This window comes from Campylobacter parajejuni (assembly GCF_046764905.1).
Lineage (GTDB): Bacteria > Campylobacterota > Campylobacteria > Campylobacterales > Campylobacteraceae > Campylobacter_D.
Window position 1 is genome coordinate 27,836 of sequence record NZ_JBKORB010000004.1, and the last position, 24,175, is coordinate 52,010.

26 protein-coding genes are annotated in these 24,175 nt (G+C 34.5%); 21 read left to right on the top strand and 5 right to left on the bottom strand.

Annotated features, from left to right (window positions below; all coding sequences use genetic code 11):
• Nucleotides 1-125 precede the first annotated feature (125 nt).
• The 11 genes from hisG to hisIE are packed head-to-tail and all read left to right on the top strand — an operon-like array spanning nt 126 to nt 9,210.
• On the top strand, nt 126-1,025 hold the full coding sequence (gene hisG, locus ACLL8X_RS04620) for an ATP phosphoribosyltransferase (protein ID WP_411989770.1): 900 nt from the start codon (nt 126-128) through the stop codon (nt 1,023-1,025).
• A gap of 6 nt (nt 1,026-1,031) precedes the next feature.
• Nucleotides 1,032-2,318 carry a histidinol dehydrogenase gene (gene hisD / locus ACLL8X_RS04625; RefSeq protein ID WP_411989771.1) on the top strand — a complete coding sequence of 429 codons (1,287 nt, stop codon included), beginning with the start codon at nt 1,032-1,034 and terminating at the stop codon, nt 2,316-2,318.
• Nucleotides 2,315-3,373 (top strand): bifunctional histidinol-phosphatase/imidazoleglycerol-phosphate dehydratase HisB, encoded by a 1,059-nt coding sequence (hisB, locus tag ACLL8X_RS04630; RefSeq protein ID WP_411989772.1) that lies wholly within the window; start codon nt 2,315-2,317, stop codon nt 3,371-3,373. The genes hisD and hisB overlap by 4 nt, the downstream gene beginning before the upstream one ends.
• Nucleotides 3,370-4,173, top strand: a complete 804-nt coding sequence (locus ACLL8X_RS04635; protein WP_411989773.1) for an HpyAIV family type II restriction enzyme — start codon at nt 3,370-3,372, stop codon at nt 4,171-4,173. The genes hisB and ACLL8X_RS04635 overlap by 4 nt, the downstream gene beginning before the upstream one ends.
• Nucleotides 4,173-5,243 (top strand): DNA-methyltransferase, encoded by a 1,071-nt coding sequence (locus ACLL8X_RS04640; RefSeq protein WP_411989774.1) that lies wholly within the window; start codon nt 4,173-4,175, stop codon nt 5,241-5,243. The genes ACLL8X_RS04635 and ACLL8X_RS04640 overlap by 1 nt, the downstream gene beginning before the upstream one ends.
• Nucleotides 5,240-5,821, top strand: a complete 582-nt coding sequence (gene hisH, locus ACLL8X_RS04645; protein WP_411989775.1) for an imidazole glycerol phosphate synthase subunit HisH — start codon at nt 5,240-5,242, stop codon at nt 5,819-5,821. Before ACLL8X_RS04640 ends, hisH begins: the two co-directional genes overlap by 4 nt.
• A gap of 8 nt (nt 5,822-5,829) precedes the next feature.
• Nucleotides 5,830-6,564, top strand: coding sequence for a 1-(5-phosphoribosyl)-5-[(5-phosphoribosylamino)methylideneamino]imidazole-4-carboxamide isomerase (hisA, locus tag ACLL8X_RS04650; protein WP_411989776.1), 735 nt, complete (start codon nt 5,830-5,832; stop codon nt 6,562-6,564).
• On the top strand, nt 6,549-7,508 hold the full coding sequence (locus ACLL8X_RS04655) for an HTH domain-containing protein (RefSeq protein WP_411989777.1): 960 nt from the start codon (nt 6,549-6,551) through the stop codon (nt 7,506-7,508). The genes hisA and ACLL8X_RS04655 overlap by 16 nt, the downstream gene beginning before the upstream one ends.
• Nucleotides 7,509-8,276: an imidazole glycerol phosphate synthase subunit HisF gene (gene hisF, locus ACLL8X_RS04660; RefSeq protein ID WP_411989778.1), complete on the top strand. Its 768-nt coding sequence runs from the start codon at nt 7,509-7,511 to the stop codon at nt 8,274-8,276.
• Nucleotides 8,276-8,575: a competence protein TfoX gene (locus tag ACLL8X_RS04665; protein WP_411989779.1), complete on the top strand. Its 300-nt coding sequence runs from the start codon at nt 8,276-8,278 to the stop codon at nt 8,573-8,575. Before hisF ends, ACLL8X_RS04665 begins: the two co-directional genes overlap by 1 nt.
• An 11-nt stretch (nt 8,576-8,586) precedes the next feature.
• Nucleotides 8,587-9,210, top strand: a complete 624-nt coding sequence (gene hisIE, locus ACLL8X_RS04670) for a bifunctional phosphoribosyl-AMP cyclohydrolase/phosphoribosyl-ATP diphosphatase HisIE (protein ID WP_411989780.1) — start codon at nt 8,587-8,589, stop codon at nt 9,208-9,210.
• Nucleotides 9,211-9,229: 19 nt separating this feature from the next.
• Here the strand turns inward: hisIE and ACLL8X_RS04675 are convergent, their stop codons facing one another.
• Entirely contained in the window at nt 9,230-10,390 is a 1,161-nt protein-coding gene (locus tag ACLL8X_RS04675; RefSeq protein ID WP_411989781.1) for a tetrahydrodipicolinate N-succinyltransferase N-terminal domain-containing protein, read from the bottom strand.
• Between the two features lie 25 nt (nt 10,391-10,415).
• Nucleotides 10,416-11,522, bottom strand: a complete 1,107-nt coding sequence (locus ACLL8X_RS04680; protein ID WP_411989782.1) for a P-loop NTPase — start codon at nt 11,520-11,522, stop codon at nt 10,416-10,418.
• 117 nt (nt 11,523-11,639) lie between these two features.
• Between ACLL8X_RS04680 and ACLL8X_RS04685 the strand changes: the two genes are divergently transcribed.
• The 6 genes from ACLL8X_RS04685 (at nt 11,640) to prfA (ending at nt 16,699) form a co-directional block, all read left to right on the top strand.
• Complete coding sequence (locus ACLL8X_RS04685) at nt 11,640-12,755, top strand: bifunctional 2-C-methyl-D-erythritol 4-phosphate cytidylyltransferase/2-C-methyl-D-erythritol 2,4-cyclodiphosphate synthase (RefSeq protein WP_411989946.1); 1,116 nt, start codon at nt 11,640-11,642, stop codon at nt 12,753-12,755.
• The gene (locus ACLL8X_RS04690) at nt 12,752-13,639 is read left to right on the top strand and encodes a DNA-binding transcriptional response regulator (RefSeq protein WP_411989783.1); all 888 of its coding nucleotides are present in this window, start codon (nt 12,752-12,754) and stop codon (nt 13,637-13,639) included. Before ACLL8X_RS04685 ends, ACLL8X_RS04690 begins: the two co-directional genes overlap by 4 nt.
• Nucleotides 13,617-14,771 carry a sulfate adenylyltransferase gene (locus tag ACLL8X_RS04695; protein ID WP_411989784.1) on the top strand — a complete coding sequence of 385 codons (1,155 nt, stop codon included), beginning with the start codon at nt 13,617-13,619 and terminating at the stop codon, nt 14,769-14,771. The genes ACLL8X_RS04690 and ACLL8X_RS04695 overlap by 23 nt, the downstream gene beginning before the upstream one ends.
• Before the next feature lie 3 nt (nt 14,772-14,774).
• Nucleotides 14,775-15,275, top strand: coding sequence for a phosphatidylglycerophosphatase A family protein (locus ACLL8X_RS04700; RefSeq protein ID WP_411989785.1), 501 nt, complete (start codon nt 14,775-14,777; stop codon nt 15,273-15,275).
• Nucleotides 15,276-15,353: 78 nt separating this feature from the next.
• Nucleotides 15,354-15,617 (top strand): 30S ribosomal protein S20, encoded by a 264-nt coding sequence (gene rpsT / locus ACLL8X_RS04705; protein ID WP_411989786.1) that lies wholly within the window; start codon nt 15,354-15,356, stop codon nt 15,615-15,617.
• Nucleotides 15,618-15,631: 14 nt separating this feature from the next.
• The gene (gene prfA, locus ACLL8X_RS04710) at nt 15,632-16,699 is read left to right on the top strand and encodes a peptide chain release factor 1 (protein ID WP_411989787.1); all 1,068 of its coding nucleotides are present in this window, start codon (nt 15,632-15,634) and stop codon (nt 16,697-16,699) included.
• Nucleotides 16,700-16,713: 14 nt separating this feature from the next.
• Here the strand turns inward: prfA and ACLL8X_RS04715 are convergent, their stop codons facing one another.
• Nucleotides 16,714-17,469: a HugZ family heme oxygenase gene (locus ACLL8X_RS04715; protein WP_411989788.1), complete on the bottom strand. Its 756-nt coding sequence runs from the start codon at nt 17,467-17,469 to the stop codon at nt 16,714-16,716.
• Nucleotides 17,470-17,653: 184 nt separating this feature from the next.
• Here ACLL8X_RS04715 and ACLL8X_RS04720 point away from each other — a divergent pair, with 184 nt between their 5' ends.
• The 4 genes from ACLL8X_RS04720 to ACLL8X_RS04735 are packed head-to-tail and all read left to right on the top strand — an operon-like array spanning nt 17,654 to nt 22,293.
• Nucleotides 17,654-19,759, top strand: a complete 2,106-nt coding sequence (locus ACLL8X_RS04720; RefSeq protein WP_411989789.1) for a TonB-dependent receptor — start codon at nt 17,654-17,656, stop codon at nt 19,757-19,759.
• The gene (locus ACLL8X_RS04725) at nt 19,749-20,714 is read left to right on the top strand and encodes a FecCD family ABC transporter permease (protein ID WP_411989790.1); all 966 of its coding nucleotides are present in this window, start codon (nt 19,749-19,751) and stop codon (nt 20,712-20,714) included. The genes ACLL8X_RS04720 and ACLL8X_RS04725 overlap by 11 nt, the downstream gene beginning before the upstream one ends.
• On the top strand, nt 20,714-21,490 hold the full coding sequence (locus ACLL8X_RS04730) for an ABC transporter ATP-binding protein (protein ID WP_411989791.1): 777 nt from the start codon (nt 20,714-20,716) through the stop codon (nt 21,488-21,490). The genes ACLL8X_RS04725 and ACLL8X_RS04730 overlap by 1 nt, the downstream gene beginning before the upstream one ends.
• A complete protein-coding gene (locus ACLL8X_RS04735; RefSeq protein ID WP_411989792.1) occupies nt 21,487-22,293 on the top strand; it encodes an ABC transporter substrate-binding protein in 807 nt (268 codons plus the stop codon). The genes ACLL8X_RS04730 and ACLL8X_RS04735 overlap by 4 nt, the downstream gene beginning before the upstream one ends.
• On the opposite strand, the gene ACLL8X_RS04740 is transcribed toward ACLL8X_RS04735, so the two are convergent.
• A complete protein-coding gene (locus ACLL8X_RS04740; RefSeq protein ID WP_411989793.1) occupies nt 22,290-23,147 on the bottom strand; it encodes a radical SAM/SPASM domain-containing protein in 858 nt (285 codons plus the stop codon). The two genes, ACLL8X_RS04735 and ACLL8X_RS04740, sit on opposite strands and share 4 nt — an antisense overlap.
• Nucleotides 23,137-24,162 carry an A/G-specific adenine glycosylase gene (gene mutY, locus ACLL8X_RS04745; RefSeq protein ID WP_411989794.1) on the bottom strand — a complete coding sequence of 342 codons (1,026 nt, stop codon included), beginning with the start codon at nt 24,160-24,162 and terminating at the stop codon, nt 23,137-23,139. Before mutY ends, ACLL8X_RS04740 begins: the two co-directional genes overlap by 11 nt.
• Between the last annotated feature and the right edge of the window lie 13 nt (nt 24,163-24,175).

Sequence of the window (24,175 nt, forward strand, 5' to 3'; positions counted from 1 at the left end):
TAAAAATAAAAAAATTTTAAATAATTATTTTAAATAAAATTAAATTCATTTTTCAAAACCCTTGCTAAAAATTCAAGTTCTTTATGCTAGTATAAGCTTTTAATTTTTAATTTCAAGGATCTCTTATGCAAGAAAACACTCGCTTACGCATTGCGATACAAAAATCAGGCAGACTTTCAAAAGAATCCCTAGAGCTTCTTTTAAGATGCGGTGTTAAAATGCATATCCATGAACAAAGTCTCATCGCCTTTTCTACAAATTTACCCTTAGATATTTTACGCGTTAGAGATGATGATATTCCCGGGCTTATTTTTGATGGAGTTGTGGATTTGGGTATAGTAGGCAAAAATGTCTTAGAAGAAAACGAGCTTGAAAGAAAATCCTTAGGAGAAAAGCCCGATTTTAAGCTTTTGAAAGAACTTGATTTTGGATATTGTAGGCTCTCACTTGCCCTGCCTCAAGATAGAGAATTTAAAGATTTAAAAGATTTTGAAGGCTTAAGAATAGCCACTTCTTACCCCCAACTTTTAAAACGATTTATGAAAGAAAAGGGTATTAATTATAAAAATTGCATGCTTACAGGTTCTGTTGAAGTAGCACCAAGAGCGAATTTAGCCGATGCGATTTGCGACCTTGTTTCAAGCGGAGCAACCTTACAAGCTAATGCCCTTAAAGAAGTAAAAACCGTCTATCAATCCCACGCTTGTTTGATTCAAAAAACTGCCCCTTTAAATCAGCAAAATCAAGCCTTGATAGATAAAATCTTGCTTCGTATCATAGGAGTGATGCAAGCAAGAGAATCCAAATACATTATGCTCCACGCCCCAAAAGAAAAACTTGATAAAATAAAATCCTTGCTTCCGGGTGTTGAAAAACCGACTATTTTACCTTTAGCACACGATGAAAAAAATGTAGCCTTACATATGGTAAGCAAGGAAAATCTTTTTTGGGAGACTATGGAGGCTTTAAAAGAACAAGGTGCAAGCTCGATTTTGGTCTTGCCTATTGAAAAAATGTTAAAGTGAGTAAAAATGCAAATTTTAATTTATGATAATTTAAATGAAAATGAAAAAAAAGAAGTTTTAAAAAGACCGGCTATAAAGGCAAAAGACGAAATCGCAAAAATAGTAAGCTCCATCATCAAAGAAGTGCAAGAAAAAGGCGATGAAGCTTTGATAGAACAGGCTTTGAAATTTGACAAGAGTGAAATTTCACATATTAAAATCACTCAAGAAGAAATCACTAGGGCAAGCAATCGTTTAACCAAAGATTTGCAAGAAGCCATTTTAGTCGCTTATGAAAATATCAAAAAATTCCACCAAGCCCAAATTCCTAAGACAATCGCACTTGAAACCACAAAGGGAGTTAAATGTGAAGTTTTAACCCGCCCCATAGAAAGGGTTGGACTTTATATCCCGGGGGGATTAGCCCCCTTATTTTCAACAAGCCTGATGTTAGCTATCCCAGCAAAAATTGCAGGTTGTGAAAAAATAGTCCTTGCAAGTCCAGCAAAAATCCACGATGCCGTGCTTTTTTGTGCTAGGCTTTGTGGGGTAGATGAAGTCTATCAAATGGGCGGTGCAGGTGCTGTGGCGGCTTTTGCCTATGGCACACAAAGCGTTTTAAAGGTGGATAAAATTTTTGGACCCGGAAATGCTTTTGTAACCGAAGCAAAACGCCAAGTAAGTGCCGATATAAACGGAGCTGCCATTGATATGCAAGCAGGTCCTAGTGAAGTTTTAGTGATAGCTGATGATTTAGCTGATGAAGAATTTGTAGCCAGCGATTTGCTTTCTCAAGCAGAACACGGAGCGGATTCTCAAGTGATTTTGGTGTGTTTGAGTGAAAATTTTGCTAAAAAAGTAAGCGAGGCTGTGCAAAAACAGCTTGAACTTTTGCCACGCAAAGAGCTTGCAAGTAAAAGCCTTAGCCATTCGCGTATTATCATAGCTAAAGATTTAAATCAAGCCTTAGAAATTTCAAATGCTTATGCCCCTGAGCATTTAATCATACAAACTCAAAATCCAAGAGCCTTATTAGAAGGAGTAAAACACGCAGGTTCTGTGTTTTTAGGAGAATACTCGCCTGAATCTATGGGCGATTATGCAAGTGGGACTAACCATGTTTTACCTACTTATGGGCTTACAAAAACTCATTCGAGCTTGGGTTTGGCAGATTTTAGTAAAAGAATGAGTGTGCAAGAACTAAGCAAAGAAGGCTTTCTAGCTTTAGGCAAAAGCGTTGAAATTCTAGCCGCAGCAGAGTGCTTAGACGCACACAAAAACGCTGTAAGTTTGCGTCTAAAGAGTTTAAAATGAGTCAAAAAATACTTTTTATAGATAGAGATGGAACGCTTATAGAAGAACCAAAAAGCGATTTTCAAATCGATAGCCTTGAAAAATTGCGTTTTGAAAAAGGTGCCATTCCTGCTCTTTTAAGGCTTAAAAATTTCGGTTTTAGCTTTGTGATGGTGAGTAATCAAGATGGTCTTGGAACCCAAAGTTTTCCAAAAGAAAGCTTTGAAATCGCTCATAAAAAAATGCTTGATATTTTAAATAGCTGCCAAATTGAATTTAAAGATATTTTTATTTGTCCGCATTTTGAAAACGAAAATTGTGCTTGTAGAAAGCCAAAAACCGCTATGCTAGAAGAATACATCAAACACGAACTTTACGATAAAGAGCAAAGTTTTGTCATAGGCGATAGATTTAGCGATATGGCTTTGGCTGCAAATTTAGGCGTGCGGGGTTTAAAATACGGCGAACTTACTTGGAAAGAAATAGAAAATGAAATTTTAAGCTCTTTTAGAAGTGCGAGTTATCAAAGAACGACCAAAGAAACAGATATAAAAATAAAAGTATGCTTAAATGGGGGCAAAATAGACCTTGACACAGGCATTGAATTTTTCAATCATATGCTAGAGCAAATCGCCGTGCATGCAGGTATAGGACTTGAAATTTCTTGCAAAGGGGATTTAGAAATCGATGAGCATCATAGCGTTGAAGATGTAGCCTTGGCACTTGGAGCTTGTATCAAAAAAGCCTTAGGGGATAAAATCGGCATTGCTAGATATGGCTTTAGTTTGCCTATGGATGAGTGTTTGGCAAGTTGTGCGATGGACTTTTGCAACCGCCCCCACTTGGTCTATAAAGCTAAATTTAAAAAAGCTCATCTAGGGACCTTAAGCACGGAAATGATTGAGCATTTTTTTTACTCCTTAAGCTATGCTATGGGCGTGAGTTTGCATTTAAAGGTTAAGGGTAAAAACGACCATCATAAAGCCGAAGGGCTTTTTAAAGCTTTCGCAAGGGCTTTAAAAATGGCAGTGAAAATAGAAAGTGAAAATTTAGCCAGTTCTAAGGGCGTGATATGACTTATGATAAATTTAAAAATAGGCTTAATGAAAGGATTTTTGGAGAAGATTTAAATTATGAAATTTTACTTACCGTGCTTAAAAATCCTAAACGCTATATAGGTTTATTTAGAATCACTAATGCCAAAACAAAACTCATACAAAATCTAACTCAAAGCTGTGAGATTAAATTTGGTGATTTTATAGAAGATATTTTAAGCGAATATATTGATGAAATGGGATATGAAGCCCTAGATAAAAACATAGGATTTGATGAAGAAAATAATAAACTTAATGCAGACCAAATTTTTAAAGATAAGCACACTCTTTATCTTATAGAACAAAAAATTAGAGATGACCACGATAGCACAAAAAAACGAGGACAATATGCCAATTTAATCAAAAAAATCAAAATTTTAAAGCAAAATTTTCCGAACTTTTCCATTATAGCTTGTATGTGGTTTAGCGATGATAGTCTAAAGAAAAATAAAAAATTCTATGAAGAGCAAAGTTATAATAATACAGACGATAGGGTTGATATTTTTGTCTTCTATGGGAAAGAATTATTTGAAAAGCTTTTTAATAGAAGGGATATATTTGATGAGCTAATTTCTCACTTGCGTAAAAATAAAGAAGAAAGAAGTAAAGATATTTTAAGTGTTCCTGATTTTGATACGAGTGAGGAAATAAAAAATACGCTTTTAAAAATCAAAAAAAATTATCCAAAATTGATAAAAAATTTACTTTCTAACAAAAACGAATTTATCGAACTTAGAAAAGAACTTTTCCCTACGGGTGAAAATTTAAAGGATTTATCCTAGTGAAAAAAGATGTGATTTTGCGGGGGAATTGTTTGGAACTTTTGAAAACTATCCCTGATAGAAGTGTGGATTTAATCTTTGCAGACCCACCTTATTTTATGCAAACAGATGGGGAGCTTTTAAGGGCAAATGGGGAAATTTTTAGCGGTGTAAATGACGCGTGGGATAAATTTGAATCTCTGCAAGCATATGATGAGTTTTGTAAAATTTGGCTTAGTGAATGTAAGAGAATCTTAAAAGATGATGCGAGTATTTGGGTCATAGGTTCTTTTCAAAATATTTTTAGATTGGGCTATATAATGCAAGATTTAGGCTTTTGGATTTTAAACGATGTGATTTGGAGTAAGCCAAATCCTGTTCCAAATTTCAAAGGGACAAGATTTTGCAATGCACACGAAACTTTGATTTGGTGTTCTAAAAACAAAAATGCAAAATTTACTTTTAATTACAAAACGATGAAATTTTTAAATGATAACAAGCAAGAAAAATCAGTGTGGAACATAGGCATTTGCATAGGCAATGAAAGATTAAAAGGAGTAGATGGAAAAAAAGCTCATTCGACCCAAAAACCCGAAGCTTTACTTGAAAAAATTATTCTTTCAAGCACAAAAAAAGGATATTTAATCTTAGACCCCTTTTTTGGCACGGGAACAACTGGGGCTGTGGCTAAAAGGCTAGGAAGACATTATTTGGGCATAGAACAAAACGAAAACTATGTCCAAATAGCCAAAGAAAGAATTGCTAAGGTAAAAGTAGTGGATAATGAGTTAAGCCGAAATGAATTCGAAATTAAACCCCCAAAAGTAAGCTTAGAAGAGCTTTTAAACGCTGGATTTTTGAATCAAAATGAGAAATTTTATGATAAAAATGAAAATTATATTTGCCAACTTGACAAAAGCAATAAAGTAAGCGATGGGGTTGAAATTTTAAGCATACATAAAATGGCTGCTAAATATCTGGGTAAAGCAAATCACAATGGCTGGAGCTATTTTTATATTTTGAAAGATGAAAAGTTAATTAGCATTGATGCGTTAAGATATGAGTATGAAAACAACAAAGGCACATTATGAAACTAGTCATCATTGATACAGCTTGTGCGAATTTAGCTTCTTTGAAATTTAGCCTTGAAAGATTGGGCTATAAAGCAGAGCTTTCAAGAGATTTAAAAGTGCTTGAAAGTGCGGATAAGCTTTTTTTGCCCGGTGTTGGCACAGCAGCAAAAGCTATGAAGAATTTAGAGCATTTTAAGCTGATAGAATTTATCCAAAGGACTAAAAAACCGCTTTTAGGAATTTGTTTGGGGATGCAAATTTTAGGCACATTTAGCGAGGAGCTGTCTCAAAAAACGCTTGGTATTATGCCTTTTAAGACCCTGAAATTTGAAGAGAATGAAAACTTTACTTTGCCTCATATGGGTTGGAATAATGTCAAAAGCGAAGATGAGCTTTTTAAGGGTTTAAATGGGGCGTATTTTTACTTCGTGCATAGTTATTGTGTGGGGTTAAATGACTATACTATCGCTACTTGTGAGTATTGCAAGAGCTTTAGTGCGGCTGTAAAAAAGGATAATTTTTACGGGGTGCAATTTCATCCTGAAAGAAGTAGCGAAGCGGGGGAGCTTTTGCTTAGGAATTTTATTTTATTATAGGAGAGAGAATGAAAAGTGAGCTTATACCCGCACTTGATTTGATTGATGGACAAGTGGTGCGTCTTGTAAAGGGCGATTATGAGCAAAAAAAGCTTTATAAATACGAGCCTTTGGCTAAATTTAAAGAATACGAAAAAGCGGGGGCTTCTTGGCTTCATTTGGTGGATTTAACAGGAGCAAAAGAACCTAGCAAAAGACAACTTATTTTGATAGAAAAACTGGCTAAAGAACTCAATGTAAATTTACAAGTAGGAGGAGGCATACGCACTAAAGATGAAATTAAAGCCTTGCTAGATTGTGGAGTAAAACGCGTAATCATAGGCTCCATAGCCATTAAAAACCCTGAGCTTTGCTTAGAAATCTTAAAGGAATTTGGCAATGAAAATATAGTTTTAGCCCTAGATACGATTTTAAAAGAAGATTATGTCGTAGCTCTTAATGCTTGGCAGGAGACAAGCGATAAAAAGCTTATGGAAGTTTTGGACTTTTATAGTCTTAGAGGTCTAAAACACATACTTTGCACGGATATTTCAAAGGATGGTACCCTGCAAGGAGTAAATATAAAGCTTTATAAGCTTATCCATGAAATTTTTCCTCATATTTGCATACAAGCTAGTGGTGGGGTAGCGAGTTTAAAAGACCTTGAAAACTTAAAAGGAATTTGCAGTGGGGTTATCATAGGAAAAGCTTTACTTGATGGGGTTTTTAGCGTAGAAGAAGGGATAAGATGTCTAGCAAATTAACTTATAAAGAATTAATTATAGAAATTTTAAAACAAACTAAAAAGCCTTTAAGCGGGGGTGAAATTTGGCAAAAAGCTTGTGAAATGGGCTTGGATAAAAGGTTGCGTAGTGTAGGACAAACTCCTATTGCCTCTTTAGTGTCTTTTATCAGTGTGAATATCAAAGAAAAGCGTGAGCATTCTATATTTATCAGGGTTTCTCAAAAACCCACGACCTTTTGGCTAAGAGCAAGAGAAAAAGAACTTTTAAAGCTTGAGAATAAAAATGAAATTATCAACGAAAAACAAGAAAAAACTAAATTCAGCGAAAGAGATTTACACCCCTTACTTGTGAAATTTCTTTATGAAAATCCTGATTTTCGTTTAAACTGCAAGAGCATTTATCACGAAAAAAGCAAAAAAAGTGAGAGCGGTAAGGATAAGTGGAATTATCCTGATATTGTGGGAGTTTATTTTCCTTATGAAGATTATGAAAAAGAAACTTTAGGACTTTTAGAAAGCCTTAAACTCAATAGCTATAAAATCTTTTCCTTTGAGCTTAAAATTAGCATTAATTTTTCAAATTTAAAAGAATATTATTTTCAAGCCGTAAGCAATTCTAGCTGGGCAAATGAAGGCTATTTGGTCGTTTTAAAAGAACTTGATAGCGAAATTTTAAGTGAGCTAAGACGCTTAAATCAAAGCTTTGGCATAGGAGTGATACAGCTTAATGGCAGTGAAATTTCAAATTCTAAAATCATTTTAAGTGCGAAAGAAAAAGCTTTAGATATGCAAACTATCGATATGCTAGTTAGTAAAAATGTAAATTTTAAAGAATTTATTGAAGATATTAACAAACAAATTAAAATCGGCGAAGAAGCAAAAATTCAAGCCAATTTTGATAGGGTCAAAAACGGTGATGAAATGCAAAAATATCTTAAAGAAAAATGTATTTTGGAGAAATAAATGCTTACAAAACGCATAATTGCTTGTTTAGATGTCAAAGATGGCAGGGTGGTAAAAGGAACGCAGTTTAAAAACCATAAAGATATGGGAGATATTATAGAACTTGCTAGGTATTATTCTCAAAATGGCATTGATGAGCTTGTTTTTTACGATATTGCTGCAAGTGCTAGAAAAGAACGCATTTGCAGGAAATGGGTAAGTGAAGTAGCAAAACATATCAATATTCCTTTTTGCGTAGCAGGGGGCATTAAAAGCGAAGAAGATGCGGCTGAACTTTTGGCTAACGGGGCGGATAAAATTTCAATCAACTCCCCTGCTTTAAATAATCCGGTCCTAATCACACGCCTTGCTAAAAGCTTTGGCGTGCAATGTGTGGTAGTGGGGATTGATAGTTTCAAAGATGAAAAGGGGAATTTAAAAGTATTTCAATACACAGGCGATGAAAAAACAAGCAAACATAGTGGAAAAAACACGCTTGAATGGGTTAAAGAAGTGCAGGATTTGGGTGCGGGTGAAGTGGTGCTAAATATGATGAATCAAGACGGCGTTAAAAAGGGTTATGACTTAAGACAGTTACAAAGGGTAAAAGAGCTTTGCAAAATACCTCTAATCGCTAGTGGGGGAGCGGGAAAAATGGAGCATTTTTTAGAAGCTTTTAAACTGGGCATAGATGGGGCTTTAGCCGCTTCTGTTTTTCATCAAAAACTTATAGATATTAAAGATTTAAAAAATTTTTTAAAAGAAAATGGTGTGAGTGTGAGACTATAATGGCAACAAGCGAAGATTTTAAAAATTTTGTTTTAGAATGTCTTAACAACACGAATTTGGGGTTTAAATTTAGTGCAAGAAAAATGTTTGGAGATTACTGCATTTATGTGCATTTGGGTGCGGAAAAGAAGCCTTTGTTTTTGTTATGCGATGAAAGACTTTTCATAAAATGCCACGATACGCTTAATACAATTTTAAGTCAAAAGGATAAGCCATATGAAAAGGCAAAAGAATGGTATATTGTGGATTTTGAAAATTTATCTTTACTAGAAGAAATTTTGAAAAAAGTGCTAAGATAAAAGGATAGAAAATGAAAAAATTTGAAGATTTAACAAAAAAGCTTGACTGGGAAAAGGTAGATGGCTTAGTGCCTGTCATCATTCAAGATGCAAAAACTTGCGAAGTTTTAATGCTGGGCTTTATGAATGAAAAAGCTTTAGAAAAAAGCTTAGAAAGTGGCAAAGTGGTCTTTTTTTCACGCACTAAAAATAGACTTTGGATGAAGGGCGAAGAAAGTGGGAATTTCTTAAATATCGTGGATTTAAGCTTAGATTGCGATAAGGACACGCTTTTGATTTTGGTTAATCCTGTGGGAGCTACTTGCCATACAGGCGATATTTCCTGCTTTGAAGAACTTTCTAAAAATGCGGATTTTGTTTTTCTAGCCAGACTTGAAAAACTTATCCATTCACGCAAAAATGCCGATGAAAACACTTCTTATACAGCAAAACTTTTCAAAAGTGGCACTAAACGCATAGCACAAAAAGTCGGCGAAGAAGGTGTAGAAACGGCTTTAGCAGCGACAGCAAAAGATAAAGAAGAGCTTATTTGTGAAGCAGCGGATTTAATGTATCATTTGGGTGTTTTACTTGCAGATGCAAATCTTAGTTTTTCGGCTGTGATTTCTAAATTAAAAGAAAGACATAAAGCTTAAAGCTTTATGTTGGTAACTTTCAATGTAAAGCTTCGTTAAGTTTGATTGCTTTTTTATTTAAAGCCACTATCATCGCGCCGCTAATGGAGTCTTGGCGGAAATGAAGTCCATTTAGACCTTTGAGCTCTAAACCTTTATAAATTTCTTTGCTAAAATCAAAATTTGGATTAAGCTTGGCAAGTTTTTGGGCATCTTTTAGTAAAAATTTCGTTCCTTCTAGCACCGCAATTCCTGCATCAACTATACAATTATCCCCCAAAGGAATGCCTGTAACCGAATTGGCTCCTAAAAGACAAGCCTTGCCTACACTAATAGCATTGCCACTTGTTCCACTTAAAACACCCAAAATCGAAGCCCCACCACCTATATCAGAGCCTTCGCCCACAATAGCACTTGAACTAATACGCCCTTCAACCATACAAGCTCCTGTCGTGCCTGCATTAAAATTCACATAGGAGGCTCCGGGCATTATAGTCGTCCCAGCGGCTAATACCGCACCCATACGAACCTTTGAGCTTTCTAAAATTCGCGTATTGTCTTCAGGAATGATGTGAGCCAAAAATCTTGGGAATTTATCGACAAAATCAATCTTTGGATATTGTCCGCTCATTTTTAAACGCATTTCATTTGCCCTTAAATAATCAAGCTCAATAGGCTTATCATCACTCCAAGCCACATTATGCAAAAGCCCAAAAGCTCCGTTTAGATTAAGACTTCTTAAAGGCACTTTTTTAGAAGAGAGCAAATAAAGCTTTAGATAAACACTCTCCACACTCGAAGGCTCTTTATCTTCAAAAAGACAAACAAAAGCAAATTCATCATCCTTAAATTTATCCTTGATAAGCTTTATAAGCTCGATATTTTGATGTCCTTCTTCTTCCAAAAAGGGTTTAAAACAAGAAAGCGCAAAATCAATATCTTCTAATTTCACGCTTTGCACAAATTCACTCGCATCAAAATCAAGCTCCACACCCCTTCGCATAAAGGCTTCAAGCATTATGGCTGCTGAAGCATAATTTTGCTCATAATTAATCAAAGCAAAACTGGCTTGTAAAATTTTATTTTTATTGAGCTGACCCCTATCAAGCCTTGCTATGCCAAAAGCCTTAGGTTTTTTATAGCCACTTTTTTGCTCGATTTGTTTGATTAAAAGCAAAAAATCTTCTTTGGTATTAATCATTTTCTTTTCCTTATCCACTTCATTTTTAATGCGAACACGCACTTTTTCCATTCATCACAGGTTGTATGGCTGAATTATCCGCTCCGCCTTCATTATTGATTTTCTCTATGAAATCCCAAATTTTTTCAGCCGCCATTAAATAACGCTTCGCACTCACGCTATCAGGATGATAAAAGCTCACAGGCTTACCCTCATCACCACCTTCTCTTATTGTCATTTCAATAGGAATTTGTGCTAAAACTTCACTTTTGTAAATCTTAGCCATCTCTAAAGCCGTGCCTTTGCCAAAAATATCGTATTCTTTGCCATTATCAGGGCATAAAAATCCACTCATATTTTCAATCACACCGGCTATGGGAATATGAAGTTTATTAAACATATCCAAAGCTCTTTTGCTATCGTCTAAAGATACGATTTGAGGGGTGCTAACGCAAACTCCTGCGGTAATAGGAATGCTTTGGGCTGAAGTAATTTGTGCATCGCCTGTTCCGGGAGGCATATCTAAAAATAACACATCAAGTTCAGGCCAAATCACATCGGCAAGTAATTGCTCAATCGCTTTCATAATCATAGCCCCACGCCACATTAAACCCTGCCCTTCTTCGATTAAAACCCCCATACTCATCATATAAATTCCATGACTTAAAATAGGCTTTAATCTCTGTCCTACAACTTCAGGCTGGGTTTTGGTTTCGCCTAACATTCTTGGGATATTAGGTCCATAAATGTCCGCATCTAAAATCCCTACTCTTTTTCCCATCTTAGCCATAGAAATTGCTAAATTTACAGCTGTGGTGCTTTTGCCTACTCCACCCTTTCCGCTTGAAACCATAATGAAATTTTTCACTTGCGGGGCGATATTTTTACCGCTTTTTGAATTGCTTTTTTCTTCAGGGATTTTTGGAGTGATGATATTTAGCTCTATATTTTTTAGCTTTAAAGCCGCTAAGAGCTTTTGGGAATTTTGGCGAAGTTCATCGGCTATTTGGGGGTTAGATGAAGGAATTTCTATGTCAATTCTTACGCTATCATCTTGGATTTTAATATCTTTGACAAAATTAAAACTCACTATATCCTTTTCAAAACCGGGATATTTGACCCCTTTTAATTGCTCTAAAATTTGTTCTTTCATAATTTTTCCTTAGCTTTAAAAAAGCAATTTTACTAATAAAATAATAAAATTTAGCTTTTTATAAGTGTATAATATGGTAACATTATGAAATCAACAATACAAACAAGAGAGATAAAAGTGAATGAGATTAGCCTTATAATGCTAGCAGCTGGGAATTCTACTCGTTTTAATATGGGTGTAAAAAAGCAATTTTTACGACTTGGAAACGACCCTCTTTGGCTTTATGCGACAAAAAATTTAAGCTCTTTTTATCCTTTTAAAAAAATAATTGTTACTTCCAGTAATATTTCTTATATGAAAAAATTCGCTAAAAATTATGAATTTGTTGAGGGTGGTAACACTAGGGCAGAATCTTTAAAAAAAGCCTTAGAATTAGTAGAGAGTGAATTTGTAATGGTAAGTGATGTCGCAAGGGTGTTGGTGAGCAAAAATTTATTTGAGCGTTTGATTGAAAATTTGGCTAAGGCAGATTGCATCACTCCTGCTTTAAAGGTTGCCGATACAACACTTTTTGACAATGAAGCCTTACAAAGAGAAAAAATCAAACTCATTCAAACCCCCCAACTCTCACGCACAGCTTTACTTAAAAAAGCCTTGAGTCAAAATTTAGAATTTAGCGATGATAGCACAGCCATTGCTTCTTTGGGTGGGAAAATTTGTTTTGTAGAAGGTGAAGAAAATGCAAGAAAACTTACCTTCAAAGAAGACCTTAAAAAACTTGATTTGCCTAAACCTAGCTCTGAAATTTTTTGTGGAAATGGCTTTGATGTGCATGAATTTGGAGAGTGTCGTCCTTTGCTTTTAGCAGGAGTGCCAATTCATCATACTATGGGACTTAAAGCCCATAGCGATGGGGATGTTTTAGCCCACTCTTTAACCGATGCGATTTTAGGAGCTGCTGGGCTTGGCGATATAGGTGAGCTTTATCCTGATACGGATATGAAATTTAAAAATGCTGATTCTATGGAGCTTTTAAAACAAGCTTATGAAAGGGTTAAGGAAGTGGGCTTTGAACTTATCAATATAGACCTTTGCGTCATAGCTCAAACTCCTAAATTACAAGGCTTTAAAGAAGCTATTGCTTTAAATATTGCCCGTGTTTTAGATATAGATGAATTTAGAGTTAATGTCAAAGCCACCACCACAGAAAAACTAGGATTTATCGGAAGAAAAGAGGGTATGGCTGTGCTTAGTAGCGTGAATTTAAAATATTTTGATTGGACAAGATTATGAAGGTTTTAATTATCGAAAATGAAATTTATTTAGCCCAAAGTATAAGCATTAAACTCAGCGATGTGGGGTATAATTGCGAGATTATCAATTCTTTTGATGAATATAATGATAAAAAATACTATGATATAGTCCTACTCTCTACAAATACGAGTAATTTTTTAAAGGCTGTGGCGGAATTTAAGCACAGCATTATTATTTTACTCATCTCTTATATCAGCACAGATACCATCTCAAATCCTTTAAAACTAGGAGCGAGTGATTATATACAAAAGCCTTTTATGATAGAAGAGCTGATTAGAAAAATCAAGCATTATCAAGACTTTAGAAAGCTTTCCATACTTAACAAAGCCTATCAAAATTATATCAAATCAAGGCTTGAAACCATTCAAATTCCTGAGTATAATTACAAAAAACTCAAACTCCCCCTTGTTCTAAAATCCAACAAGCAAAGCAGTGCGGATGCCTTTGTATTTAACTATATCCATGAACGGGATATAACCCTTTCTTTTATCGATTTAACAACGACAAATGCGGTTGAAAGAGCGATGAAACTTCCCACAGAAAATAATCTTTTATTTTTAAGCAATTTTCAAGCCTTAAAAACAGCCGAAAAGGAAAAGCTTTTAGAATTTATACAAAATAAAATGGTTATTTTACACAGCAATTCAAGCACTGATGATTTAAAACTAAACTGCATTAATCTAAATGATAATGAAAAAAACATCAATAGCAATGAAATTTTAACCATAGATGAGTATGTAAAATATGTCATCATCAATTATCAAAATATTTTCCCCGACACTGACCTTTCAAAGAAACTAGGCATTTCACGCAAGTCTTTATGGGAAAAAAGGAAAAAATATGAAATCAGCAAGAAAAGATAAAAGCATTATCATAGATCAAAATGAACTGGGAATTTTATCCCTTATCAAAGAAGGTTTGCTCGGCACTTGTACGCATTTAATGAATGAAAAAGAAAGCAATGAAATCATCAAAACAGGCAAATTTAAAGGCGAAAGCTTTCCTTACCCTTTAAGTTTCGCGCCCAAAAATGCGAATTTAACAGGTATTCAAAATGGGGAAAAAATCGAACTCATACTAGATGAGAAAATAGTAGGACACATAGACTTTAAAAGCCAATTTAAAAACAATAAAAATTTTTCTGATATTTTCAGTCCCAATACTTGCTCCTTAGAAGATATGGGAACAACTTGCATAAGTGGAAAAATAGAAATTTATGACTCTCAAATCAAAAAAATAAAAGAAAATTTTCATCAAATCAAATCCAAGCTCAACGCTCAAAAAATCACAGCCATAGTTTCAAGCTTTGACCCCTTACACAGAGCACACGAAAGAATGTTCCGCTGGACCATAGACAAAGCCGATTTGGTTGTAGCTTTTCTTGTGGAATCCTTTGATAGTAAGGGTTTTGAGTTTGAACTTAAAGAAGCTTATTTAAAAAAATTTATCCAAAATTATTTACCGCCTGAACGCATTTTTATTTTTCCCTTAAAAAATATTGATATTTTTCACGCTCATTTAAATCCTGCACTCGAAAGCATTATTGCTAAAAGCTTAGGCTGCACTAAGCTTGTGGTGTGGCAAAACCACGCAGGACTTGGGATGTTTTACGATGCTAATCAGCCTAAAACCATACTAGATGATTTTTCTAAGGATTATGGTATAGAAGTCATTGTTTTGCCTGAATTTGTATTTTGCGATAAATGTCGTATGATAGTTAGCACCCGCTCTTGTCCGCACGGCAACCATCATCATTTGCATTATGATTCGCACTCACTCAAAGATTTATTAAGAGCAGGCATTATCCCACCAGCAATTTTTATGCGTAAGGAAGTCTCAAGTATGATTTTAACTTCTCTCTTTCCAAATCGTTTAAAAAACCTGCAAAAAATTTATAACGAGCTTTTTCCAACAGATGGAATTTTAGAATACAAAAATGATGAAGAGTTCTATCAAAAACTCTTAGAAATTCATCAAATTTCTTATATGGTGTGAATAATGCAAAAATTATTTTTAACTTTTTTTTATTCAGGTTCTATAAAAAAAGCAAGTGGAACCTTTGGTACTATGGCTGCTTTAATCCCTGCTTTTTTTATACTCAAATATCTTGAAATTAGCACTTTGTTTTTACTGAGTATTTTGATTTTTGTTGCAAGTATTCGTGTAATAGATGATTATGAGAAAAAAACAGGAATTCACGATGATAAACACATAGTCATTGATGAAGTTGCAGGGGTTTTTCTTGCGCTTGCTATCGCAGCAAGTGCGGCAAATTCATTATTTAATTTTTTCCTAGCCTTTGTGTTTTTTAGAATTTTTGACATCACAAAGCCTTCCATCATAGGCAAGATAGATAAAAAAGTCAAAGGCGGCTTAGGCGTAATGCTTGATGATATGCTAGCAGGATTGTTTGCTGGACTTTTAAGTGTTGTGATTTATGGATTTTTGCTTCAATTTAACCTAGTTTTTTGGGACATAAATTTAAAAGATTTATTTTGAAATTTTGCTTAAATTAATTAAATTTTAAATTTTCTTCTTATATAATTTAGTCTTTAATTTCAAAAAAGGAAAATATAAATGGCAAACCATAAATCTGCTGAAAAAAGAGCAAGACAAACCATAAAAAAAACAGAAAGAAATAGATTTTACAGAACAAGACTTAAAAACATCACAAAAGCTGTAAGAGAAGCTGCGGCAAATGGAGATAAAAATGCGGCAAATGAAGCTTTGAAAATAGCTAATAAAAGCATTCACGCTATGGTAAGTCGTGGTTTTATTAAAAAACAAAGTGCTTCTCGCCGTGTAAGCCGCCTAGCCCTTTTAGTCAATAAAATCGCATAAGCTAATAAATCTTAATGTTAGCTGATAAACTCCAACCCTTTTTAAAACGCTTTGAAGAGTTAAATTCTCTTCTTAGCAATGCTGATATTGTAAGTGATATTGGCAAAATGACTACACTCTCTAAAGAACAAAAAAATTTAGAACCTATAATTTTAAAAGCTAAAGAGTATTTAAAAACTTTAGAAAATATAGAAGAAAACAAGGCTTTACTCAATGACTGCGAACTTGGAGAACTTGCAAAAGAAGAACTAAAAAGCCTTGAAGAGTTAAAACCCAAGCTTGAAGAAGAGATTAAAATTTTACTCCTTCCAAAAGACCCCAATGATGAAAGGAATATTTTTCTTGAAATTCGTGCAGGCACAGGTGGTGATGAGGCGTCTTTATTTGTAGGAGACCTTGTAAAAGCTTACGCAAGATATGCTGAAAATCGTGGCTATAAGCTTGAAATTGTAAGCTCTAGCGAAGGAAGCGTGGGGGGATTTAAAGAAATCATTATGCTTGTTAAAGGCGTAGGGGCTTACTCAAGACTGAAATATGAAGGTGGAACCCATCGCGTCCAACGCGTCCCCCAAACAGAATCCCAAGGCAGAGTGCATACCTCAGCCATTACCCTAGCTGTAATGCCAGAAGTAGATGATATAGAAATACAAATCAATCCCAATGACCTTAAAATCGATGTGATGCGTTCTTCCGGACACGGAGGACAAAGTGTCAATACCACAGATTCAGCCGTTCGTATCACTCATATCCCTACAGGTATAGTCGTGGTAAATCAAGATGGAAAAAGTCAGCATAAAAACAAAGAAAGCGCTATGAAGGTTTTAAAAGCAAGGCTTTATGAAATGCAAGAAAGTAGGAGACTTGCAAAAGAAAGCGAAGCAAGAAAATCACAAGTGGGAAGTGGAGATAGAAGCGAACGCATTCGCACTTATAATTTTCCGCAAAATCGCATTAGCGACCACCGCATCAACCTTACCTTATACCGCTTAGATGCCATTATGCAAGATGGACTTTTTGACGAGCTTATAGAACCTTTAATCACCCATCATCAAGCCCAAGCCTTGCAAGAGCAAAATTTATAAAATTTTTCTATAAATTAATGCTTATGTGGGAATTTATGTGGATTTGAACTAGCACCTACTTGCGTGATATTTCCATTTTCTATATCATAAGCTTGACCAAAACCCTTGACAAAGCGACCCTTACCAAAATCAAGTTTTACTAGATGAAAATCAAGCATTTTGCGTATGGTTTTAATGCCCCCTTCGCCCCCCGTTTGTTTTTCAAATTCATCATAAACAAGCTCAAATTGCTCGCCACGCTCTAAAAAACTAGCCTTAACTCTATAACGCAATCTTTTACGAAGTATCACTGAAGCTGCCTTGCTTTCATCTTCTAAAAACATAATTTCTATATTATTAGGATTTTCTTTGATATTGGCAAAATGCTCACTTACTTCACTGATATAAATATAATTTCCCCACTGCGTGCTTACAAAAGGAGCGTATGAGCAAACCACTTCGCCCTTAGCACTTAAACTTGCTAAAGACACGGAGTTAAAACTTAGCATAAAGTCTTTTAATTCTTTTTCCACGCCACTTAAATTTTGCTCACTCTTAGCACCCATGCAAAGTGCTATTATAGTGTCTTTTATAGTGCTTTCATCAGCTTTTTTAGGAAATTCTACGCGTAAATTTTCATTCTCATTATAAACAATATCCAAACCATTAAAATCAACGCTTTTTAAAAAAGCATCCCCTACTTCTTGCACTCCGCCAAATTTTTTACACAAATCGACTAAATTAGCCTTGTGATGGTCATTCATATGAGAAATTATACTTTCAAAATTCATTTTTATCCTTTATTTAAAATAAGATAAAAAATGGTAGCAATTATCAAATTAAAAAGGACTTAAAAATATATAACTTAGCTATTTTTACAAAAATTTATACTAAATTAAGTGAATAAAGGATAAATTTCCTTCTTAATTTTTATGATATACATTATCATTATTTATTTTAATTAAGGAGTAAAATTTGCACTCAAAGCTTTTAAATTTATCTTTACTCATCTTAACCTTAACCCAATTAAAGGCACAAGATGAGCGTATCAACTTAGAAAAAGTTATCGTCAGTGCGACAGGTTTTAAGCAAGATGCGGACTCAAATTTACGCAATGTCATCAGCATAGAAGGCAAGGATTTGCAAGATAAAGGCTACACTTCCTTAGAACAAGCTTTAGAGAGAATTTCAGGCATTAGTTTTGTAAATTTTGGACTAGGACGCAATATAGACATGCGAGGACAAGGAAACAAAGCTAATATAGCCGTAAAAGTTATGATAGATGGGCGTGCTATCAATGTGCTGGATAATTCTCACGGCGTAACCCCGCTAGAAAGTATCAATTTAGACAATATAGAACGCATAGAAATCATACCCGGTGGAGGCTCTGTGCTTTATGGCAATGGCACGCGTGGGGGTGTGATTAACATCATCACTAAGGAGCAAAAATCAGACTCTTTTGCCCTAAATTTAAAAGGCGGAGCCTATGACTTGGGAAGAACGGGTGGAAATTTAGGAGTAAGCGGTGCGAAAAAAATCAATGAAAATTTAGCCTTTAGCTTCGATATACAGGGCTTTAATCGCTATGGTTATCAAAAAGGCTATAACGAAAAGGGTTATTTTATCAACACAAAAAGCTATGTGGATATAGATGATGATAGTAACTTAATTTTGGCTTATAATTATTATAAAAGCAAGGATACCAGCAGTGGCTATCTTAGCAAGGCACAAATAGAAGCTAATCCCACCCAAAAAGGCAGCGGCGAAAACATCACTTCCATCAATCGCCCCGAAATTACTTTGGATTATCATCATTATTTAAACGATGTGTGGGAATTAAGCCTAAGCACTTTTTGGCAAAATCAAAAGCTAAGGTATTTAAAAGATATTTCTACAATGACTACAAGGGGTATGACCCTTCCTGTTTATCAGGATGGAAGCGGCTTTGAAGATACCTTTGCTGGACTGAATTTAAAAAACAAGCTAAACTACGCCCATAATTCTTATTTCATTTTTGGTTATGAATTTTCAAAGCACGATGCAAAAAGAACCAACATAGTCCATTATGATGTTAATTCTAATAATTTTCAAATGAGCCACACTATGACTACCCTTATGGATATGAATAAACAAAGCCACTCCATCTTTGCCCTAGACTCACACGAATTTAACGATATTTTCTCTATTTCAGGGGGTGCAAGATACGAATATAGCCTTTATGATACAAACCGCAATTACACTAGCAATATGATAATGGGAGCAAATCCAATTAACAAAACCGAGCTTTTTTCCACCGATGATACCAGTAAAAATTTAGCCTTTGAAATCACTCCAAATTTCAAATACTCAGACACAGGAAAGCTCTATATCAAATACGAAAGGGGCTTTGTTTCTCCAAGTCCAGCACAATTTGTCAATAAAGACCAAGCGACTCAAAAATACTATAATGCGAATTTAGACCCCGAAATTTTTGATACCTTTGAACTAGGAATGAATGATTTTTGGTGGGATTTTTATGGTTTTAATTTAAGCTTATTTTATACTCTAAGCAAGGATGAAATTTCTTATCTTGGAGACCCTCACTCAAGCAGCGGAGCCTTTTGGCAATACTACAACATAGACCAAACCCGCCGCTTAGGAGCGGAGCTTAGTTTAAATCAGACTTTTTTAAATGATGATTTGATTTTGAAAGAAAGCTTAAGCTATCTGGATGCTAAAATTTCCAAAGGGGTTAATGATGGAATGAGAATTCCTTATGTCTCTAAAATCAAAGCCACAGCAGGAGTAGAATACGCCCTAAATAAAAAATTCTCAAGCTTTATAGATTTAACTTATTTTTCCAGAGCAAAAGATGGTGGAGTTATTAACGCAGCAAGTGGAAAAATGTCTAAGAATGCTTGGATAAAAGATTATTTTTTAACTGACATCGGTATGAATTATCATCATAAAAACTTGCAAATTTTAGCAGGCATTCGCAATCTTTTTGACAAAAAATACTACGCGTATCAAGATAGCGTAAATGATAAATACATGCTTGCAAATGGCAGAAATTACTATGTAGAGTTTAAATATGCTTTCTAAAAATTTGACATTTATAAGCCTAGCTTATATAGTCTTTGCTTTCATAGCGCTTTGTTTGGGCGATGAGTTTTTAAGCCCTAGCAAGCTTTATGATTATCTCTTTGGCACAGATGAAATCACGCGTCAAATCATACTTGATGGGCGTTTGCCACGCATTATAATGGCGATTTTAATCGGTATGCTTTTAGCCAGTAGCGGGGCTATCACTCAAAATGTATTTTCAAACCCCATAGCCGACCCTTATATCATAGGTATAGCTTCTGCGGCAACCTTTGGGGCGGTTTTGGCGTATTTGCTAAAACTAGATGATTATTATTATGGAATTTTAGGCTTTGTTTGCTCTGCTTTTTTTGCCTTAGGGGTTTTTAAAATTTCTTCTAAGGCTTCCATAGCCACCTTACTCATCATAGGTATAGCCGCTTCATCTTTTTTAGGTGCTTTTACTTCTTTTTTTACCTATCTTATAGGCGAAGATTCTTTTAAAATAGTCGCTTGGCTTATGGGAAATATAGGCTCAGCTTCTTGGTTTCGTGTGGGAATTTTGCTTTTGCCTTTGATTTTTTGCTTGTTTTATTTTTATGCTCATAAAAATGAGCTTAATATACTTTTAAGCGGGGATGATGAAGCTAGAAATCTAGGGGTCAATGCTCAAAAATTAAAGATAAATTTACTGATTGTCTCATCCTTAGCCGTATCTTTTGCGGTTGCTTTTACGGGGCTTATAGCCTTTGTAGGACTTATAGTGCCACATACCACAAGGCTTTTGCTAAAAAATTACGATAATGCCTTAGTTATTCCCTTATGCACGGCACTTGGGGGATTATTTTTACTCATTTGCGATACCCTAGCAAGAACTCTTTTAGCCCCTGTGCAAATTCCCATAGGGATTTTAACAGCCTTTTTTGGAGCGCCTATTTTTTTATATCTAGCCTTAAATGCTAGAAGGTTTTTATAATGCTAAAAATACAAAATTTAAGCTTTTCCTATCACAAAAAAGAGCTTTTAAAAAATATCAATCTAGAGCTTGAAAACCAAGCTTTCATAGGCATTTTAGGTCCAAATGGCTCGGGCAAAAGCACCCTTTTAAAACTTATACTCAAAAATTTAGAGCAAAATGAAGGGGAAATAAGCCTTTTTGACACAAATATCAAGGAATTTTCTCTTAAAGAATTTGCCAAAATTTGTGGCTTTGTCCCCCAAAATTCAGGCTTAAACACAGCTTTAAAAGTCATCGATGTGCTTTTGATGAGTAAATATGCGAATTTAAAGAACACTTTTAGTTCTTATTCTAAGGAAGATATTTTAGAAGTTAAAGAATTGGCTAAGGATTTAAGGCTTGAAAATTTTTTAGAAAGAAGTGTGCTTTCTTTGAGCGGGGGAGAATTCCAAAGAGTGCTTTTGGCAAGAGCCTTGCTTAAAAGGGCTAAAATTCTTTTTTTAGATGAGCCTACTTCAGCCCTTGATTTAAACTATGCCATAGAGCTTTTAAGCCTTTGTGAGTGGCTGATTGAGAAACAAAAAATAAGCGTAGTTGCCGTGCTTCACGATTTAAATTTAGCTTCTTTATTCTGTCAAAAAATCGTTTTCTTAAAAGAAGGGGAGCTAAGGTATTTTGGCACAAGCAAAGAGCTTTTTACAAAAGAAATTTTAAAAGAAATTTATGATTTAAACTGCGAAATTATTTATAAAAATTCTAAACCTTACATCTTAGCTTTAAAGGAGAAAAAATGAAAAAAATTCTAATGATTATGGCTTTATTTTTAATAAGCCTAAATGCAAAAGAACGCCTTGTAGTGCTTGACCCTGCTAGTATTGAGACGCTTTTTATGTTAAATGCTGAAGAGCAAATTGTAGGGATTGCCAGCTTACAACACTCTCAAATTTACCCTGAAGATAAAACTTCAAAACTTACAAGTGTAGGCACTTTTTCAAATCCTTCACTTGAAAAAATCGTAGCATTAAGACCCACTTTAGTGATTTTAAGTTCTTATTCTTTAAATTTGGAAGAGGGGCTTAAAAATTTTGGTATCAAAAGCATTTATTTAAAAGCCGAGCGTTTAGAAGATATAACAAAAAATATCACAAGCTTAGGTCAAATTACCCAAAAAGAAAAAGAAGCAGAACTTTTAAAGCAAGAATTAAGGCAAAATTTAAAAAAACTAAGCGATAAGCCCCTAAATAAAAGTGCGATTTATCTTTATTCTAGCAATCCTTTAATGGCATTTAATGATAATTCTTTAATAGCTGATATTTTAAGACTTATAGGACTTAAAAATTTAAGCCCACAAAGTCCCGTTTCAAGACCTGTTATATCAGCAGAATACATACTTAAACAAAATCCTGATTTTTTGATACTAGGCATTAATGCAGGAGAAAATTTACTCAGCACAAACACTCTATTAAAAAACACTAAGGCTGCTAAAACAGGTCAAATTTATATCAACAAAGACACGCACACACTCTTACGCCTTAGCCCTAAGATAGTAGATAGAATTGAAGAATTTAAATCAAAGCTAGAGAAAAACAATTTTTAATCACTCAATCTTGCTTTGAAAAATTCGCAAGTTTGACAAAGTTTTTCTATGCGTTTATCTTCTTCAAAAGCCTTTTGCATAGCTTTTAGACGGGGTGCTTCTAAGAGCTTTTGGAACTTATTTTCAAAAACATTTCCTAAATTCACAGCCCCTTTAGCATCCAAACAACAAGGAACTAAACTCCCATCACTTAAAATTCCCATTTGTTCTTTTAAAGCGTGGCATTTGCCCTTTTTATAAAGGGCTTTTTGCTCTAAAGAAGGCCATTTAAAAAGCTTGTTTTGATGGAGTAAAATATGTCTTGCAAGGCGGTTTTTGGCTAAAGTTATATCAATTTTAATCTCAAATTCCCTTGCTAAAAGCGTGTAAAATTGAAAATTTTCTCTAGGGGCTTTAAAATTGGAGTTTAAATTCCAAAGTCTAAGATTGATAAAAGAAAGGCTTTTTTGCTCTAAATGCCTTTTACAAAGCTCTAAAATAGGCTTAAAATACTGCTCTAAAGAAAGTTTGTTTTGGCTTAAAAAAGACATTAAAGAAATATTGATTTGATGGATATTGTCATATTCTAATAACAATTGGCGGTTTTTGGGACTAAGATAAAAGCCACTTGTAGTGATTTCAAGCTTCATAGCCTGATTTTTTGCGATTTTTAGATAATTCTCTAAATTAGGTAAAAGCAAAGGGTCGCCTAAAAGATGAAAGGTGAAAAGCTCAGCCACTTTGCAAATTTGCGGAGCTAGTTTTGCAAATTTTTCTTCGCTCATCACCCCACGCACACCCTTTTGCGAAGGACAAAAATCACATTTTAATCCGCAAGTATCGCTTAATTCTACATAAAGTTTTTTAAATTTCATTTTTAAATATCTTTAAAGCCTTTAAAGAAAGGGCTGAAATAGCGGTATTTTCTAATTCTTTTAGGCTTTTAAATTCATAATTTTTATTCTCATTTGTAAGAAGCTGATGATAAACCTTAATGCTTAGTTTATATTTGGTATAGCTGTGTTTAAACGCCCCTAAAAATTGCATATCTTTAGAAAGTTTATATTCGCCTTCTTTAAAAAAAGGAAAATTATACATACCCTTATAAAGCTTGTTTTGGCTCTTTTGTAGGGCAAATTTTTTATTAAATTCAAGCAAAAAAAGCTTTAAATTCACACTCTCATAAAGCGTCTTTTTAGCTCTTGGATAAAGCTCTGTGTTAAATTTACCTTGACAAAAATCATACAAGGGACAAACCCCGCATTTTGCATTTTTACTCACACAAACCAAAGCTCCTATATCAAGCAGGGCTTGATTATGGTCAAAAGCATTTTTGAAATTTAAAATTTGCTCCGCCTTTTTCTCAAGCTCTTTTATGTTTGGATTTTCTAAAGCAAAAAGACGGCAAAGCACACGGCGTATATTGCCATCTATAAAAGAAACGCTTTTATCATAAGCAAAACAAGCAATAGCCCCGGCTGTATAAGCTCCTATGCCGCTTAATTTTTTTAAGTTCTCAACTTCTTTGGGTAATTTAGCTTCAAATTTATCCACACATTCTAAGGCTGCCTTTTTTAAATTTCTAGCACGAGTATAGTATCCAAGCCCTTGCCAAGCCTTTAAAAGCTCATCTTCATTAGCATAAGCCAAGCTTTGCAAAGTGGGAAATTTTTGCAAAAATGGGAAATAAAAGCTTTGTAAAACGGATTTAACTTGAGTTTGCTGGAGCATAATTTCACTGATATAAACCCCATAAGCTCTATCAATATGCCTTAAATTCTTAGGGCAGTTTTTGCTTTGTAAATTCCGCCAAGGTAAATCTTTGCGTCCATTTTTTTCATACCAAAGAAGTAAATTTTCTTGCAGTTTTTCAAGCTCTTTTTTTTGCATAAACTAGAGTATA